This window comes from Ileibacterium valens, from assembly GCF_001945525.1.
GTDB lineage: Bacteria > Bacillota_I > Bacilli_A > Erysipelotrichales > Erysipelotrichaceae > Ileibacterium > Ileibacterium valens.
The window spans coordinates 1-18,093 of the sequence record NZ_MPJW01000156.1 but is presented as its reverse complement, the minus strand read 5'-3'; the positions used below and the strand labels follow the sequence as shown (position 1 = coordinate 18,093).

Genomic DNA, 18,093 nt, shown 5'->3' with positions numbered 1-18,093 from the left:
ATAAAGGAAATACACGGTTTATCAGTAAGTTTAAATCCATGATGAACAACGGAAAAAACCGGAATATTGCGATCGCTGCTTGTGCTCGAGAAATGGCTTGCTTTATCTGGGGAATGGCTACGAATCATATTGTGGATCGTTCTCACTGTGATCCACTTACTGGTGAGGTACTTAGCTAAAACATCACAATAAAAAATAAATGTTCAAATCAAATCAACGGAACAACCAAGTTTTAACAGAATTTGCAGCACTCTAAGTCTTTTTATCTGAAATTAACGAACAATTGACAATAAAGTTCAGAGAAATGAATGTCATTCATAAGTCCTGGAAGTAAGAGGTTTGACTATCCACGTTTATTCTATGTTAATCCGCGTTTTTAGATGGTGGGGTCTCAGCGAAACCATTAACCTGTGAAAATCCACGTATATCAGATTGGTTTAAATAGCTGATGAATCTATTCCAGGATTTATGCATGACATTCACTAATCCCTTTATGTAGTTAAAAAACAAATTAATTAGCCCTCAGTGCGCCCTTGACAAGGGGGGCTTTCATATCAGAATAAAACTATGAAAAACAAATCCAAAGGCATCCGTCTGAATAACGTCATCTTTCCGCTCTATATGATTATGCTGCTGTCGCCTTATATGTGGCTGATTATGCTTGCCGGCAACTTTCTGATCGATTCTCTGGTGCTGATCGTGTCGGGCCGATTAAGAAAAATCAGAAACATGCATGAAATCTGGAAAAAGAGCATTCTGAAAGTCTTTCTGTTCGGCTTTCTGTCTGATCTGATCGGCTGTCTGATCAATTCGATCCTCGTTATTCTTTTGAGCATCACACTTCCGGATCTGCTTTCGGGGATCAATTTCTATTTCTGGCCAGGATGTGCGATAGAAGCCATTCCGACAGTCCTGATCGCCGGATGGCTGATTTATCTGTTCAATAAGAAATGGTCCTTCAGCAAAACAGATCTTGACACCGGAACAAAAAAGAAACTGGCACTTGATCTGGCGGTTTTTACAGCGCCCTACATCATGTTTGCTCCGATGGATTTTCTTGATGGACTGCTGACTGCCATCGGAAGACTTTTTGGCAGCTGACAGGCAGTAAGCAATGCTCTGCTGGAAATGAACGGCTGGATGAAAATTAGCAGTCGCTGAAAAAACTGATTCACAAAGTCTGTTCAGCAAGATCGGTATAATGATGCAAAGCCGCATCCATCTTCAGCCAGACTGGATGCGGCTTTGTTGCTGAGTATAAACCGGTCTTTGATCAATTCAGAATGCCGGTTAATGTTTAAAGCAGCGATTTCGGCTGTCCCAGACATGGACTACTCATTGAACAGACTTAGAACTCTCCAGATCATCCAGTTCTTTAAGCCGTTTCAGACAGCGGAGAATGAATCCGTTCGTGAACAGTTTCAGATATTCACTTCCATCATAAGAACAGAACCGATCCTGCCTGTACAGAAAGATCAGCAGTCCTACCAGACTGTGACCATCCAGTTTTTCAACAGGAATTGAATTTTCGTTTTCACCGTCTTTATGCTCCAGATATCGTTTCAGACCTGCCTTTTCAACAATCTCAAAATAGCTTCTGAGATGTTCTTCAGGATGCTGATCGACATATTCATTTAAAGAATCAGTATGAAAGTCGCGCAGAATTCCTATCGGCAATTGTTGGTTACCTTTCTTTCCGGAATAACTGTGATTCTGTGGAAACTGATCAATCAGCCTGGTTATGCAATCGTATTTTCCCATTTTATTTTTATCCTCCGGCAGCTGCTGTTCCTGATGCTGAAACAGGGGAATGAATTCGAAGAAATACAGATTCAGAAGCCAGACCAGGCGACTGAGCCGTTCTGAGAGATATCAGACTCAGGTATTTTTCAGACTCTGCTGTTCTTTGCTGATAAAGAAGATCTGATTCTGATTCAGGCCGGCAAGGATCTGCTCGTCTACTCCTGCATTTGCCTGTTTCGTCTTTTTATTCTCACGATGCCCTCTTCTTTGAAGCCGAACTGTTAATTTCTTTTTTTCTTCAGGAATCAGCATCAGGTAACCTTCGACCCGAGTACAGCTATACTGCTGCTCCATATTCATCATACAGAATCTATTGTTTCTGAGCACGAACCTCCTTCCAAGATAAGGACCATATCTGTCGTTCTGAATAGCAGTTTTGTGAGCATTCAGAGAGAGTCCAAGCTGATTATGAAGAATCTCTCTGATCTTTTCGAACCAGTCTACTGCCTCTTCCGGTGTTCTGAAAAACAGCATATAGTCATCTCCGTAACGGACGAACCGGATACTCTGATGATCCAGAATCCGGTCGAGATCACTCAGACAGAGATCCATCATCAGATTGGTCAGAGAGCTCGAAGCATAGATCCCTCTGGCTTCGAGCCGTTCATCAAAGCAGAGCTGATCAGTCACTGTAATCAGCTGTCTGTATAGTACAAGAGCTTCCTCTTCCTCAAAAAGTTCTGCGAGATGTTTCATCACGACTGATCGATCTAGATTTTCAGAGCAGTTTTCAATATCTGCCTGCAGCACCCAGGTTCTGCCATCTGCGAGCCGGCTCAGACATTTCTGACGGACTTTCCGTACACCCATGAACTGATCGTACTGGTAAACAGATTTCGATAGCCGCGGTTTCAGCATCTTTTCAAGCACTTCGGCAGCTGCTTCCTGGATCAGTCTGTCTAAAGGAGAGAGAACCATAACGACTCGTTCTGATCCATCTTTTTTCAAGATATGGACTGCTTTTGCCGGTTCGGGTTTCCAGCTCATATTCAGAATCTCTTTTCTGATCTTGTCTTTTGTTCTTCTGTATTCAGCAAAAGCTGTTTCGATTTCTTCCAAACTCAGTTCAGTATCTGCCACTTTTTGAAACAGTCTCTGTTTTACGGTTTTCATGTTTTCATCGGATAAAATCCGATCGATCATCTTATTCCTGGCCATGATATCACCTCCTCATATTTATGAGCTGTCGGATTCGCAAGCCCTTCCGCGCCCGGACTGTTATTCTAGCAGACCATGCTTTTTGTTATGTCGTCTCACAGGCGACATCGCTGATGAGGAGGGAATATCATTCTTTCTAGATGAATAGCGGTACAGTTCACGCTTTTATGAAGGAAATGTACCGCTATTCGTTCTGATTTACTGATGTTTAATAATGGTCCAGTTTTGAGGATCAGGTCAGTAGTCATTTCTCCTGTGTTTCGGAAAGTCTGATTGAACAGGATTGAGGAATTTCGTCATTCATACTTGGACCGTTCAGAAGAATGGACTGTGCTTTGAGATCAAAAGACTCAGTCACTGTAGCTTCTTCTGAAACTGAAGCTGGCTGAACTGCTTTTTCAGTCATGCTGAGAGAGTCAAAGTAATCAGCTTTGCTCAGATACCATCCCTCATCCTGTCTGCAGAATCCGCTGTTGGCAAGTATTTCTTCGAGCTTGTATCGATTGATGGAAATATCCCATGTTTTCTGCCAGTATCTTACAAGTTCTTCACTGGTCTGACCCGGATTTTCACTGAGCAGAAACCGCAGAACAGAACTCGTCAGCAGCGGCTGATGACCAAACAGAACACCATTGCCGGAAAACACATAGTTCTGTGAAGATATGTTCTTGCGCAGCAGGTCGAGTTCAGAAGAAGGTAGGTCCAGATCATAAACTTCGTGATGAAAACCAGACTGTCTGAGGAAGTAGTCATTGAATAGGATATATGGTGTTGCAGCTGTGGTGGACTCGCTTATATAGTCCAGAAGCATGTTTTCTGTCAGTCCCGGGTAGAGCTGACGATATGTATCAAAAGAACAGTATTCAGAGCGATCAGTCTGTATGATCTGCAGACTCTTTCTTAGGGAATAAATGGCAGCATACATTGTACTGCTGACGCCAATGATGTCAGAAAACATGTCAGTTGAGACTCTGTGATGAATCTGTATATAATCTTCGAGCCATTCTTCAAAAGACCTGAACCGCACAGGCAGAGCATAATGAACATACAGCCGGTAACCGATTTTCTTCATGGATCTGGCATTAACAGCCAGAACATCAGCATCCGGAAACTGATCTCGGAACTGTCTGACTATCCAGTCTTTCGTATGAAATGAGTCATTCATGATGTCTTGCATGAATAAGCACTGTTCTTCGGTAAATACAGGCAGATCGGTCTGATAGGCCCCGTTATCGTTATACTGACTGACTGTCGGCAGCAGAGTTCCGATCACAGTACTCTTTTTATTTCCGTAGAGCTGGCAGTATGTATCAACCAGTTCAGAAGCAGCAACCGGTCCAAGCTCTTCGATCAGAGAGACAAGCTGATTATGATAGGTTGCCTGCCCAAAAAGAATGATCGGGCTTTTCTTAAAAGTCACTGAACGTTTCTGATCTCTGTTCCAGATAGGTTCCGTTTTTCTGAGCACTGCATGAAGTTCATACTCATTGAGCAGATCAAGACGTTTCATCAGCTCAGAATGGTCCCGAAAGATGAGCCTGGCACTGATCAGCATGTTTTCATAATTTAAAATCCCCATTTCATCGGCAGCAGCAGTCCAGTCAATTCGTGATAGATCGTAGTAGCGGAAAGTATGGCTGTGATTTCCGAGCATCCACTCCGATCGCATCAGGACGCCTTCAAGACTTCTTGCAGAGGTGTAGCGAAGAGTAGAATCTTCAGGAATTTCCAGCAGATCCAGTGTCTTTTCATAAAGATCAAACAGCTCCGAAGCAGAAACAGCCTCCTTGCTGGCATGATGTTCTGCCAGAAAACGAAGAATAGAGGTCCCCCGGCGTTCAACCATAGTCCCTTCAATACAGAGATCATTCCTGTGAAGATATTTGAGATAATTCTGATAAAGAGTAAGACTCATTTTCGGATCGTTAATGATTTCATAAACGGACGGCAGGCCGGCTGTATTTGTTCTGGAGTTTTTCAAAAACCGAGCTTCTGGCAGGGTCACTCCAAACAGAATTACTGCTGCTTCAGGGTCAATATCGTATTTTTTGAACCAGTAAATCAGATGAGAGAACCAGAAAACCGGAGCCGTGGCAACGCATTTACTGATAATCTGGCGGATCCTCTCTCTGGTGAGGTGATGTTTTTCTCCAGAGCGTTCGAGTGACCATCCATCAAACAGCCTTTCCTGCATAATCTGTTTCTGCTTTTCAGGCAAAGACTCAATCCACTTTTGCAGAGTACTCTCAACAGGTAAGAGGCCTTCGGGAGTATTTGCAAGTTTTCCCTGTTTCAGCAGATCCGGAATAACCTCATTTTTGAGGATTTCGGCAACCGGAACAGAAAAGCGGTTCGTGATTTGTCCGATCTCAAATGGCTCTGAAAAATTCTGCTGGATCAGATGATCAAGAGAATTTTTCATGGCAGGTTCTCGAAGAAGCATCCGCAGAATCAGTGCCGGCTGCATGTGGCTGAGTTCAGCTCGGCGCTTTACATCAGAATGATGAAGCAGCATAATCCAGCACTGCTCAAGCTGAGAAAAGAACAGCACTTTTTCCTCTGGATGCAAAAGAGCAGCCTCATCCAGCTTTGCTTTCTCTGACTCCGAAAGCCTGGCCGGAATACCACAAGCAAGCTTCTTTTCCATCAACTGACGAAGTTCTTCAACTGTGCCTTGTCCCATCCCGGTTAGCCGGTTGATCTGAGAAAAGGACAGGGATAGAAGATCTCTCCATGCAATGAGATGATTGTTTTCAAGAATATGCTTAAGACGAACAGACATCGCAGAAAAAGGAAGCTGCTGAGTTGATGCTGGCTGGCTTGTTTCTGCGATCAGTAATTCTTCATCCGGACCAGAACATAGCTGAATACCGATCGGGGCATCCGGACTGATAGGACTGTGGTCTTTTTTCTTATATGGAAAAATAATGTTCATTTTTATTGCTTTCACCCTTTCAATCATGATGGCAAAGTCGATGAGAAATCCATCAATTGAATTATTTCTAGTGTCAATTAAATTCGATATCTGATTCTCAGTACAAAATAAAAACGTAATTCTGTTACTTAAAAAAGAATAGCAGAACATCCATAAGAAAGGCAGACTACGGAGAAGTAAACTTCAAAGCAACTTAAAAACAGAAGAAGGTCATCAGGGATTAAGAGCAGGATCTAAAAATATAATTATGGTATTGCATTGAAGAATATCTCAATAAAGATTTCATTGTTTCGATCTCAGGAAAAACTTTGAGAGTTCAAAAATGAAGGAAGTGCAGAAAAAAAGAACCAGCCAAGGGATTTGATTTGAGGATGAATGTAAGCGATAGTTCAAAAGGCAGAAAATAGAGAATTTTTCAGCATATACAGCAGATACGAAAGCAAAATACAGAAAACGCTCACAGACTATAAGTAAACTGTGAATGATTGATCTCAATGAATGATTTCTATTTCTCAAATGAGCTTTACATAAATTTTACAGCGATTTCCCAATTCCAAGATAGCGGCTTTTTGCGGGAATCTATAAACTGTTATCTAGAAGTTCAGAGAGAAAATAATAAATACAGATTAATTTTTTACTAATCAGACTATCTGCTGACATCTTTTAAATTGAAAAAGAAACGGTTCTGATTGGTGTGCGGGATTGTCAAGCAGAAACTCTCTGCTTCATGAGGAGAAACTATAAACATGAATATGGAAATGATCAAATCTATTCTGCTTTTTGCAGGAGGACTTGGGTTATTTATTTACGGAATGGAGGTCATGGCTGAAGGGCTTCAGAAAGCAGCCGGAGATAAAACCCGCAAGCTTCTGGAATCCCTGACCCGTAATCGTTTGATGGGCGTTCTCGCCGGGGCTCTTGTTACTGCAATCATTCAGTCATCGAGTGCAGTAACCGTTATGATCGTCGGATTCGTAAATGCGTCTTTAATGAATCTTTCTCAGGCTGTCGGAGTCATCATGGGTGCCAATATTGGTACGACGATGACTGCATGGATTGTCTCGATGGGTGAATGGGCAGCTTTCTTAAAACCGGACATGATTGCTCCGGCTCTTCTGCTAATCGGTGTAGCGATGCATATGTTTGCCAAAAGCAGCCGAATTAAGGATGCCGCAAAGATCCTGATTGGCTTCGGGGTGCTTTTTACCGGTCTTTCATCGATGTCCGGAGCAGTTAAACCTTATACAGATGCCCCAATCTTCTCTCAGGCGTTTACCATGCTGGGATCGAATCCACTGCTTGGTATTCTGACAGGAGCTGTTGTCACTGCAATTATTCAGTCTTCTTCGGCATCGATGGGGATCTTGCAGACTCTTGCGGCGGCTGGTGCTGTCAACTGGGGTTCAGCAGTATACATCGCTTTAGGTCAGAACATTGGAACCTGTGTTACTGCAATGATTTCGGCTGCAAGTGGAGATACAAATGCTAAACGGGCAGCAATGATTCACCTTGAATTTAACGTGATTGGTTCGATTCTTGTTGCCGCTGCCGCTGGAATTTACTTTATGTTTGTTCCCCAGATGATGCAGGCTCATGTGAATTCGACCGCTCTTGCGATTTTCCATACTGCATTTAATGTTGTGGTGACTATCGTTCTGTTCCCATTTGCCAACTGGCTGGTTAAGCTTTCTAAGGTATTGATTCCAGGACATAAGACAGATAGTGAACAGGATGCACAGATGGTTCTTGATCCCCGTTTGCTGACCATGCCTACTGCAGCCTTAAATGCCGTTCGAAGTGATCTCGATCGCGTATCGACAGGATGCAGTGCACTGATCGATGAAACCAGAGACTGTCTGATTAACAATAAAAAAGAAAATGAAATTCTTTCTCAGAGTAAGGAACTTCACAGTGCCTGTCTGGCTATTCGAAAATATCTGGCAAAAATTGATCGATCCTTAACTACCAAAGCAGAAGCCAGCCGGATTCAGCAGTATCTGCTGGCAAGCCGTGACCTGCATCAGATCGTCAATTGCTGCGTCAGAATCGCAGATGCCAATGAGGAAGTACTTGAAGATAAAAAACTGAGTGAAACTGTCGTTGAAAACATCAATACTCTTTCTTCGCTTTGTACTCATGCTTTAAAGGAGGCCAGTCTGCGTCATGGAATTTCTAAATCGACGCGTCGTGATGAAGCAATGAAAGAATATGAACAGATCCGTGAACTGGTGGCTTCGATGCGTAAAGAAGAACTTGAACCAGATCCTGGTCATGAAAGAAGCACTCAGGCGACCTGGCTGACTCTTGAAGCAGCAGATTGCTATGAGCAGATTGGTATGCGTTGTCTGCGTCTGTCTGATGAAAAGACCTGGCAAAAACCGGGTATGATTACCGGTCTTCCATTTCCAGTGGCAGAAAATACTCTGTAAGATTCGAGTTCTTTAAAATGAACTGACAAAAAATTTCAAATGAAAGGCATCTTTAAAATTCAAATGAAAGGCATCTTTAAAATGAAAGGCATCTTTAAAATATAGATAAAGATGCCTTTTTCTTTTGGTTAAATTTAAAATGAATGAAAAACCATAAATGGTCAGAACAACTGAGATTTTGTTTTATTTTATACAGATGATTTAAATTATGAAAATGATGTGAAAGAATTTTGGTTTAGCAATAATGAATTAATAAGTTTTTTTGATGAAACAAATAATCAGGATTGGGTGCTTTATGGTATTCAGGTAGAGATTTTGAATCAAGCAGGAAAACATCCTGATGATGAAGTTTTCCTTCATCTTGCTTTCAAATCTATTTGAGGAGCATCCTGAAAAATAGAAAGACGTTTAAAAAAGCCAGATATGGCTTAGCCTCAAAAAAGAAGACTTGAGTGAATGGAGAGAGCTATGAAAATTCCTGAATTAAGAAGATGGATCAGCAGATGCTGTAAAATTGAATTCAGATATGATGGCAGCAAATATTCGATTACTTATGTAGAAAAGTCTGGATCCACCATCATTTTGTTGAATAATGCAAAAACAGCCTGTATTCAAGCGCGCAGCCTGCATGAATTGTTACAGGCTGATCTGAATGGAGAAAGCTTTAAGACGATCTGGTTAAAATTGCAGCTTGATGATATTTACGTTTATTGATGGATCCTGAAGATCTGTTGCGCCATTCAGAATGAATGTTTTTCGTGAATCAATAAACAGACAGACGCCGTTTTTCATCCGTCAACAAAATGCGGTGTCTCATTGCTCCTCGCGCTCCTCAATGCCAGTCTTCATTGTCTTTCGTTAACCCGATATTATCCTGTCAAAATAAAACAAGAAGAAGGAACATCCGATTTATTGAATGATGGATCGAATGTTCCTTCTTTTGGATTTAATGTTTAACTTTAATTTTTAATCATTTTCAGCTTTGAGATTACAGATTCTGCATCAATACAAGAATCACATAGATGATTAACACGAAGATAATATTCAGAGAAATGACGCCGGAAGCGAAAGATTCATCTTTCTGATTTTTCATCAGTGGTGAAATCTGCATGACTACGCCAAATCCGACTGGGCCCATAAAGTAGATCAATACAGCCATCATAAAGGCCTGATCAGCCATTCTCTCTGGAAACAGAATAAAGAATCCGGCAATGATGCAGGCAAACAAAACGATTCGAAGTCCTACAAATTTGATGGCCGGTTGAATCAGATTCCAGGAGAAATCAAGATTATACCCAATGATAAAAAGAATCATGCTGATGATTGGAGCTGTAGCCATCGCCAAGGTTCCTTCATAAATCGTTTTGAATGAAGATCCTTCAATCCATTGATAAAGCCCGGTTAAGTTAAAGAAAATTCCTAAAAAGGCTGAGATGACAAAAGGATTGGTCACGATATTTTTGATAATCTCTTTTGGACTCTGCCTTGTCGAAGAAAAAACACTCATTAAAATCGGAATGCAGACAAAGCAGAAAATAACTCCAGCTAAGTCGAGCAGCACGGTATCTCCAGATCCTGGAACCAGAGAAACAAAAAGCGGCAGTGCCAGATTTCCTCCTTCCGCAGTTGTCAGCAAATAGGGAGAAATTCTTTCATAAGGAGCCAGCCATTTCTTAAAAACGCTCTTTCCTAGAAAGAAAAACAGAAAATAAGCCGCGAGAATAAAGAGTGTCATCGGCAAAATATCTGCTTCAATCTGTGTAGAAGCCAACAGATTGAAGATCATGATCGGAAACAGCAAATTAAAAACAATTGTATTGGCACCGTTCTTTTGTTCAGGAGTGATCCAGTGCATGCATTTGGAAACATAGCCCAGAACAATCATGAAAAAAATAGGAGTCAGAGTGGTTAGAGCAGAAATCATATGATCCTCCTGAAAATCGTGATCATCGCAATCAGATGATAACTATTCCGATTTCATTGTAATCGTTCGCTGAATTTGAGGAATGTAAGATGCATGAATCGTTAAGGGACTGAGCATTTCTGACTGACCGTTTTCTGTGTCCTCTATCTCAATAATTTTTCCAATGCTTTCATAGCTATTGAGTCGGACCAAAAAACATCATGATTAAGTTAAGAAGCTGAAGACGAATCAGGCTTTATCCAGGCTTAGTCAAAGTGTTTTGGTTCATGCTCTGAGTCAGATTTTATAAAAACCATCTGTTTATCTGTATATTTCGCGCGCAAATAAAAATAATCAAAAAAATATAAAGAATATTTTGTCGAAACCTGTATTTGCGGTGGATAAGAAATTGTGGCTGAAAAGCCACGAAATGCAGGTGATGATTATGAAAACTAAAAAGCAAATGACTCCGGCTGCTTTGACCATTATGAATGCTGCAGATCGAGCAAAGTACGATACGGAAGCTAAAAAAATCGTAGCCCATCGCGATATACTTGCCCAACTTCTCAAAGGTTCTGTCTATTCACTGAACAAATACAGTCTTGAAGAAATTGCAGCTGGAATCGGTCTGAATGTTTATGTTGATGAAGTTCCGCTTGAACCAGGCAATTCAAATTTTCGTCAAATCAAAGCAAATCGCGGCCAAAAGAAAAACTCTGTCGTACAACAGATGAATCCAATTCAATCGGAGATTGGTGAAGGAAGTATAACCATGGATATCGTTGTTGAAGTTCATGTAGGAGACTTCTATGCTCTGATTGATGTTGAAGTGCAGACCGCAGAGCCATCGAATTACATTCTGGAGAATCGTAAGGAAGTCTATGCAGCCCGACTGCTCACAATGCAGAAGAACTTATACTTTTCCAATGATAATTACAGCGACGCATTAGACGTTTATACAATCTGGATTCAACTTTATGAGGATGTGAATGTATGTACAGAAAGAACGTATAAAATCAGTCATCGTCATGGAGAGGACGACGAACAGGAACAGGTAGAATTTAAAAGCCATATCGTTGATGTACAGGTTAATCTGAAAAGAGAACCGAAGGATGTAGCAGAAATGTTCGGATTATTATATACCTTGTTTTCTAAAAATGTGAATGTGAGTGAAAAATTGAATATAATGGAAGAAAGATATCATATTCCAATTACAGAAGAGATTGAAGAAGGAGTGAATACGATGAGATCGATCTTTGATGGAGAAATTGAAAAACTACAACAGCAATACGATGGAATTCTGGCAGATGCATTAAAAAAGAAAGAAGAAGAAGCAAAAAAAGCAGCAAGAAGAGCAGTGAAAGAAGCAAATCATCGAGCATCTGAAAGAGAGAAAGCTCGATATGAACAAATAAAAGAACTTGGACGCAAGAAAGGAATTTCAGAAGATTTTCTGAATGATATAGCTAAGATATACTCCAAATAGTTCCAATCCTATTCCCAATTACAGAAGAGATTGAAGAAGGGGTGAATCCAATGAGATCGATCTTTGATGGAGAAATCGAAAAACTACAACAGCAATACGACGGAATTCTGGCAGATGCATTAAAAAAGAAAGAAGAAGAAGCAAAAAAAGCAGTGAAAGAAGCAAATCATCGAGCATCTGAAAGAGAGAAAGCTCGATATGAACAAATAAAAGAACTGGGGCGCAAGATGAGAATTTCAGAAGAATTTCTAAATGATATAGCTAAAATATACTCCAAATAATTCTAATCCTATTTCCAGTTACAGAAGAGATTGAAGAAAGAATGAATCCAATAATATCGATCTTTGAAGAAGCAATCGAAAAAGCAGAAGAAAGAATAAATTAGCAATACGATGGAGTTGTGATTGATACATAAAAACAGGAAAAAGCAAGAACGTTAAGTCACCGGGCTTATCGCTGAGCTTATGAAAGCAGAAAGTTCAAGCAGTATAAATTGAAAGTCTACTAAGCAAAAGTGAATTCCTGAAGAAATTCTTAAAGATGTTTCTAAAATCTATTCTGCAATAAGATTAAAAAACATAACTAATTAAAATCAATAGAACGAAATAAACAGAAGAACGGCTTTTCTGGTAATAATAAGCATGAAAAAACTCCTCCCTTAAAAATAAGGAAGGAGTTTTTGATTCTGTTCACAACGTAAAGAGCAATTGAAATTAATTCTGGTTGAAGTGAGCAAGAAGCATTTTTTCAGCTTCAGCTGACCAGAGGCCTTTGTTCTTTTTGCATACTGCATCAAGTTCAAGGAAGAATGGATCTTCTTTGCCAAGTTTGGCGAAGTCTTCGATTGCGGTCATTGGCATATTGATGTGTGTATAAACTAGTTTTTTACCACCTGGTACATCAGGAAGATTTTTTGTGGTTTCTACTACGGAATCAAGACCGCCAACATGCGTAATCATGACTGCTGAATTGATCAGACCAGCATTGTTTTTATCGATGGCTTCTTTCATATCATCAATTGTTCCGCCAGTAGAGCCAATGATCTTCGAACGGGAGTAATGACAGTCATACAGATTAATCATGCTTGAGAATTTTGGATCGGTTGGCCCTGCAAACAGGTTCATGCAGCCATCGTAAGCCATGATTTTGTTGCCAATTTCGCAAACTGCCTGATTTGGAATGTAAACGAATACGTCATCATAGCCTTTTCCATCAGTGATTGCTCTAAGTTCTTCAACCTGGTCTTCCATCTTAGAAGTATTAACATAGATCAGTTCCACACCATGTTCAGCAGCTTCTGCCTCGGAGATAACTTCTCTGGCACGATTAATGCGATCTTCACTGATTTCAGTAACCACAATGCGTTTTGGTTTGTTTTCATAAGTCAGACCATAGGAAATGGCACCTAGTCCCATTGGGCCGCATCCTCCTAAAATAATCAGATCACCATCTTTTTTTGTCCCCATAATATGTGTATATTCACCAGGAACAGTATGGTAGTTGGTGTGATAGCCGCCAATGCAGCAGGAAACCGGTTCAGCGACGCTGCTTGCAAAGTAAGCATCTCCATCGAATGTCCAAAGACATCCGGCTTCAATGATGTCATTTTGAAAAATGCAGTATTCAGTATCTCCTCCACAATAATCGTAGGAGTATCCAGGAGATTCCATCTGACCTGGGATTGCTGGCTGCTGAGCAAATTTCTGTCCTACCTTGAACTGATCCTGCCATTTCTTACCAACTTTGATAATGTCACCGGCAAATTCATGACCGATAATGATTGGATGGTCTTTTACATCATTTGGAACACGCTTATGCTTTTCTCCCTGTTTAACTGTTTTCCATGTTGACATGCAAATGGAATCCGATACGACTTTAACCAGGATTTCATCATCCTTAATTTCCGGAAGTTCAAATTCGTCAAGGCGGATATCATCCACACCATATAAACGTACTGCTCTTGTTTTCATATTTTTACCTCTTTTTCTTTTCCTGTTCTGGTTATAGTGTTTGATTTTGTTCTTTTTCATTAAAAAGCTGAATCTGAAATGTCTGATCTGTCTGACAGCATTTCTGATTCAAATTTATTCAGTCTTTGATTGCAATTCTTATTCAGTGATTGCAAGAATCTGATGAATCGTGTCCTGATTGCCGGAAACGACTTTTTCGACCATTTCCATATCGCATAATTTTTCAGCAATGTTTTGCAGGATGCGAACATGTTCATCAGTTGTAGCGGCGATTCCAATGACAATCCGAACCTTGTTGCCAGCCCATTCGATTCCATCAGGATAGATGTCTACGGCCAGACCAGTCTTTTTTACATAGTCTTTAACTTCATATTCACCATGCGGAATGGCAATGTCATTTCCAATGTAAGTGGTCAGATCATGGTCGCGGTTGAGCATTCCCTGAATATAAGGCTCTTCGATATAGCCGGCATTCATCAGCTGCTTTCCCACAGATACGATGGCATCATCACTGCAGGAAGCTTTCTGATTGAGACGAATATTTGCTGGGTTAAGGATGTCATTAGAGGTATTTACACTCTCTTTTTTTCTGAACATTTTTTTGAACATAATTTTTTCCTTCTCTTTCAGTCAGATTTTTTATCTATTTTCTTTTTCTCGTAAACTTCAGTATTCAACAGCTGAAGTTATATTTTGCGAAGTCTTTCTTCGAGGTATCTTCGAAATAGCCGAACCAGGTGATCATAAATTCTCTTTTTATCCCGTGAAATAATGGAATACAGGAAGGCTTCCTCTTCAATCAGACTCGATGAAATCAGTGACATGTTTTCTCTTTCATATTTATTGGCTTCAAGAGGAATAATTGCTGCTGCTATGAAATGCAGTGAGCTGTATTCTCGGGCGAAAAATGTCTCTTCCTGAGGGAAAAGCAGAATAAATTGAGGTGCCTTCGTGGCTGAACTGGCGGCGTGAAACATGACAAATCCATAATCTTCAGCGATTACGCTGCCCATTTTTTCCCTTCGGAGCAGATCTTCATAAATCTGTGAACTGTTACCCTCAAATTGTCTGGCGGCCTGCCAGATTAATGAATCTGGATCTGAATCCTTTTGAGCAACTACAACTTTTAAATGATCAAGAATGTCTTTTTGAGCTTTAGCCAGTACAATCATCATATTAAGCTGCTCTGTATAGAGCAGTTCGCTCTCTTCAGGTTCAGCCTTCTTTATGCTTTGAAGTTCTTCAATCCGCTTTTCAATTTTTTCAATGTCCTTTTCTGATAACAGAGGGGATACCTGAATGCTTTCAATCGAATCATCAGATAGAGGAAAGGTGGATAATAGAAGTTCACTTCCCTTGTAGTGATGATTTCTGATGTCTTCGACCGAGAGTGTACGAACGTGGACTAAAGCCTGAAATTGTTTCTGTACCCTTGCTGCAAGCAAAGCAGATACTCCGATTCCTGAAGCACATACAATTCCAAGATGGATGGGTCTTCGAATTGTCTTTAAGCCATCCCGTTCCAGGCTGGCTCCGACATGCATGGTGATAAAGCCAACTTCTTCATCTGAAATGGATAGATGATATTTTTCTTCAAGACGTTTAGCTGCACTCTGACTTTGTTCAAAAAGCTTTCCATATTGCTTTTTGAGCGGTTCAAGCAGTGGATTATAAATCGGCAGGCTGTTTTCCATTCGAATTAAAGCGGGTTCCAAATGAGTCAGAATTCCCTGCATGAACTGTTCATCATGACGCAGTGACATCTGAATTGAAGTTTCATAGCCATCAATCAGATCATCCGCAAAAGTCTGGACTTTCATGGAGGATGCTTTCGGATGTGAAGATTGATGATCAAGGCTTTCCTTTACTGAAACAACTTTGGATCCCTGAAGATGCATGGCTATAAATGCCGTTTCAACCTGGGGAATTTCAATATCAAATTCTTTTTCAAGTTCTGATCCGATCATTCGAGCTTCTTTGAAACTCTCATCATCCTGAATGAGTTTTAATACATCCTGGTTTTCACTGATGGATTCATTTTTTAAGATTCGCTCAATAGCAATGACCAGATGAAGGATCAATCCGATATAAGAGGATTGAGAAAAGCGGTCCAGATTGAGTTCATGTCGATTCAGTGAAAAGATTTGAAGCACTCTTTGCAGAATATCCTGATTGAGCAGACTCATAATGCTGTCGGGATTCTGGTTCAGGAAGATTTCACGCAATTTATCGTCTGAATGATCAGCCATATCCGCATTGTTCAAAAAACTCATCTGATCATGAATAATTCGAGTCATGGCATTGCGTCTTCTGGTTTCAGATCCGACAATTTCAATTCGATTTTTACCTTCTTTTTTAATTTGAATGCCATTTTCTTCAAATAACGGTTCCAGGGATTCAATATCATGAGAGATGGTTGATTCGGAGACCTGAAACATGTTGGCATAGTAGATCAGTTTTCGAACCTGTTCATGACGAAGCAATTCAAAGGCAAGCAGCTTTCTTCTTTCTTCCTTATTGACATAAGTCACATCATCCACATTCAGGTCTTCCTTCAGAAGTTTCTTATTTGCGGCCTCTCCAGTCAGCCGAATCCCCTTGCCAGTCCGGGTTTCCATTTTTACACCACTTAATGCCAGCAGTTCATTGACATTTTCCAGTTCCCGAAAGATGGTTCGTCTGCTGGTCTTTAGATCATTGGCCAGAGATTCGATTTTGGTATAAGTCTGATCAGGCGCTTCCAGTAAAAGAAGCAAAATTCGTTTCAGTCTTGGAGAACAGATCATGTCAAGGCTCCTTTCGTTCTGGATCGCTATTGTTTCCTCTGTTTATTGTTAATGGTTCTAACTTGCTTCCGATATCCAATATCAGAAAGGCAGTGGAATGAATGGATACAACTTTAAATTCTTGTTTTCAGATCCTTAACGATGTCATCGTATTCGCTGGATCCTAAGAAGTTCTGTATTGGATAAATATGAGCCATCGGGGCTCTGTCTTTCGCGCGCTGAACCAATGATTCATGAGTGATAATGACCTGAGTATCCTGAGGAACTTCATTTAATGCATAGTGTGGAACTGAAATGTTAATTCCAGCAGCTTTCAGCTTTTTTGACAGGGAAGCAGCACCCATAGCCGAAGAGCCCATCCCGGCATCGCAGCAGAATGCGATTTTATCCAGGCTGATTTTTTGAGACGTTGTTGAATCAGCAGCAGACTGGTTTGTTTCTTCTTTATCGTTATTGGCTGGATAAAGTAAATCGTTGACGATCGCATCATATTCCTTGGATCCTAAGAAATTGGAGATCGGATAAATTCTGGCGGATGGGACTCGGCTTTTTGCCCGGTCAACCAGAGATTCATGAGTCACAATAATATCGGTATCTAATGGAACTTCGTTAATGGCATAATGTGGAATCAAAATTTCAGCACCCATGGCAGAAGAACCCATTCCTGCATCGCAGCAGAACGCGATTTTGTATTTTGGCAGAATAGCTGCCGCTGAAGATTTGATTCCTTTTGCGGATTTCTTTTCAGCAGCGATCTGATCTTTGGCCTGATCAAGATTTCCCTGTTTTCCAAATGTTTTTAAAAGGAAACCATTCACAATAAAGGAAACAGCCGTGGCTGCAGCAATCGAAAGGATGACTCCCAGATAGCTTCCTTTGGCGCACATTCCAAGAATGGCAATAATGCTTCCAGGGGATGCGGAGGAGACCAGACCACTTCCAAAGAAGACATTGACCATTACTCCAGTCATCCCACCAAGAATCAGACCGATCAGAGTAATCGGATTCATTAAGACGTATGGGAAATAAATCTCATGAATTCCTCCGAAAAATTCAATGATCATAGCAGAAACGGAGTTGTCTTTGGCATCACCTTTTGTAAAGAAGTAATAAGCCATCAGTAATCCAAGACCAGGACCTGGATTGGCTTCGATCATAAAGAATATGGACTGACCGAATTCTTTAACCTGGTCCATACCGAGTGGTGTGAAAATTCCATGGTTAATGGCATTGTTCAAAAACAGAACTTTAGCTGGTTCAACCAGCAGACTGGTCAGCGGCAGCAGACCATGTTCAACAGTAAGTTCTTTATATTTGACGGGGTTAAATCCTCCAGTAACTGTTGGTAGATTGTCTGCAACGAAACTGGAGGATTTTTCATTATGCCGAATTACCATTATGCACCAACTCGAAAAGGAAACCGGGAGTTCTGGACCAGACAGGTTCAGGCTTATCACCTCTCCGGCCTTTCTCAGAAGGAATTCTGCCAGAAGAATGACCTGATCTACTCTTCTTTTGGCTACTGGAAACGAAGACTGGAAAGATCTGCCAAAACAGAAGGGATAGAGTTTGTGGAGATTGATGCCGCTGCCATCTCTGACAATTCTGCCGCTGTTACTCTGT

At 40.7% G+C, this 18,093-nt stretch carries 14 protein-coding genes; 6 read left to right on the top strand and 8 right to left on the bottom strand.

The genetic code is table 11. From position 1 onward, the window contains the following. Positions 1-567: 567 nt before the first annotated feature. On the top strand, positions 568-1,101 hold the full coding sequence (locus BO222_RS08100) for a hypothetical protein (RefSeq protein ID WP_075820009.1): 534 nt from the start codon (positions 568-570) through the stop codon (positions 1,099-1,101). A gap of 234 nt (positions 1,102-1,335) precedes the next feature. Here the strand turns inward: BO222_RS08100 and BO222_RS08095 are convergent, their stop codons facing one another. From BO222_RS08095 to BO222_RS08080, 3 genes are all read right to left on the bottom strand, one after another. Further along, positions 1,336-1,677 carry a DUF6508 domain-containing protein gene (locus tag BO222_RS08095; protein WP_075820007.1) on the bottom strand — a complete coding sequence of 114 codons (342 nt, stop codon included), beginning with the start codon at positions 1,675-1,677 and terminating at the stop codon, positions 1,336-1,338. 201 nt (positions 1,678-1,878) lie between these two features. Further along, complete coding sequence (locus BO222_RS08085; protein ID WP_075820003.1) at positions 1,879-2,961, bottom strand: reverse transcriptase domain-containing protein; 1,083 nt, start codon at positions 2,959-2,961, stop codon at positions 1,879-1,881. A gap of 244 nt (positions 2,962-3,205) precedes the next feature. After that, positions 3,206-5,896 carry a sigma factor-like helix-turn-helix DNA-binding protein gene (locus tag BO222_RS08080; RefSeq protein ID WP_075820001.1) on the bottom strand — a complete coding sequence of 897 codons (2,691 nt, stop codon included), beginning with the start codon at positions 5,894-5,896 and terminating at the stop codon, positions 3,206-3,208. A gap of 746 nt (positions 5,897-6,642) precedes the next feature. Here BO222_RS08080 and BO222_RS08075 point away from each other — a divergent pair. Further along, positions 6,643-8,325 (top strand): Na/Pi cotransporter family protein, encoded by a 1,683-nt coding sequence (locus tag BO222_RS08075; protein WP_075819999.1) that lies wholly within the window; start codon positions 6,643-6,645, stop codon positions 8,323-8,325. A 456-nt stretch (positions 8,326-8,781) separates the two neighbouring features. Continuing rightward, positions 8,782-9,039, top strand: a complete 258-nt coding sequence (locus tag BO222_RS08070; protein WP_143356981.1) for a hypothetical protein — start codon at positions 8,782-8,784, stop codon at positions 9,037-9,039. A 274-nt stretch (positions 9,040-9,313) separates the two neighbouring features. Here BO222_RS08070 and BO222_RS08065 read toward each other — a convergent pair whose 3' ends face one another. Next, complete coding sequence (locus BO222_RS08065; protein WP_083647745.1) at positions 9,314-10,249, bottom strand: AEC family transporter; 936 nt, start codon at positions 10,247-10,249, stop codon at positions 9,314-9,316. A gap of 424 nt (positions 10,250-10,673) precedes the next feature. Between BO222_RS08065 and BO222_RS08060 the strand changes: the two genes are divergently transcribed. Together BO222_RS08060 and BO222_RS08055 are read left to right on the top strand one after the other, a co-directional pair. Beyond that, positions 10,674-11,714, top strand: coding sequence for a hypothetical protein (locus tag BO222_RS08060; RefSeq protein WP_143356980.1), 1,041 nt, complete (start codon positions 10,674-10,676; stop codon positions 11,712-11,714). Between the two features lie 50 nt (positions 11,715-11,764). Beyond that, positions 11,765-11,995 (top strand): hypothetical protein, encoded by a 231-nt coding sequence (locus tag BO222_RS08055; protein WP_075819992.1) that lies wholly within the window; start codon positions 11,765-11,767, stop codon positions 11,993-11,995. Between the two features lie 432 nt (positions 11,996-12,427). Here BO222_RS08055 and BO222_RS08050 read toward each other — a convergent pair whose 3' ends face one another. The 4 genes from BO222_RS08050 to BO222_RS14080 form a co-directional block, all read right to left on the bottom strand. Then, positions 12,428-13,684: a zinc-binding dehydrogenase gene (locus BO222_RS08050; protein WP_075819990.1), complete on the bottom strand. Its 1,257-nt coding sequence runs from the start codon at positions 13,682-13,684 to the stop codon at positions 12,428-12,430. Positions 13,685-13,822: 138 nt separating this feature from the next. Beyond that, a complete protein-coding gene (locus BO222_RS08045) occupies positions 13,823-14,293 on the bottom strand; it encodes a PTS sugar transporter subunit IIA (protein ID WP_083647744.1) in 471 nt (156 codons plus the stop codon). Between the two features lie 77 nt (positions 14,294-14,370). Continuing rightward, complete coding sequence (locus tag BO222_RS08040) at positions 14,371-16,470, bottom strand: BglG family transcription antiterminator (RefSeq protein ID WP_075819988.1); 2,100 nt, start codon at positions 16,468-16,470, stop codon at positions 14,371-14,373. A gap of 113 nt (positions 16,471-16,583) precedes the next feature. Further along, complete coding sequence (locus BO222_RS14080) at positions 16,584-17,867, bottom strand: PTS transporter subunit EIIC (RefSeq protein WP_075819985.1); 1,284 nt, start codon at positions 17,865-17,867, stop codon at positions 16,584-16,586. Here BO222_RS14080 and tnpA point away from each other — a divergent pair. Further along, positions 17,853-18,093: IS66 family insertion sequence element accessory protein TnpA (tnpA, locus tag BO222_RS13745; protein ID WP_198932037.1), on the top strand; the 241-nt coding region annotated here is incomplete at its 3' end. The two genes, BO222_RS14080 and tnpA, sit on opposite strands and share 15 nt — an antisense overlap.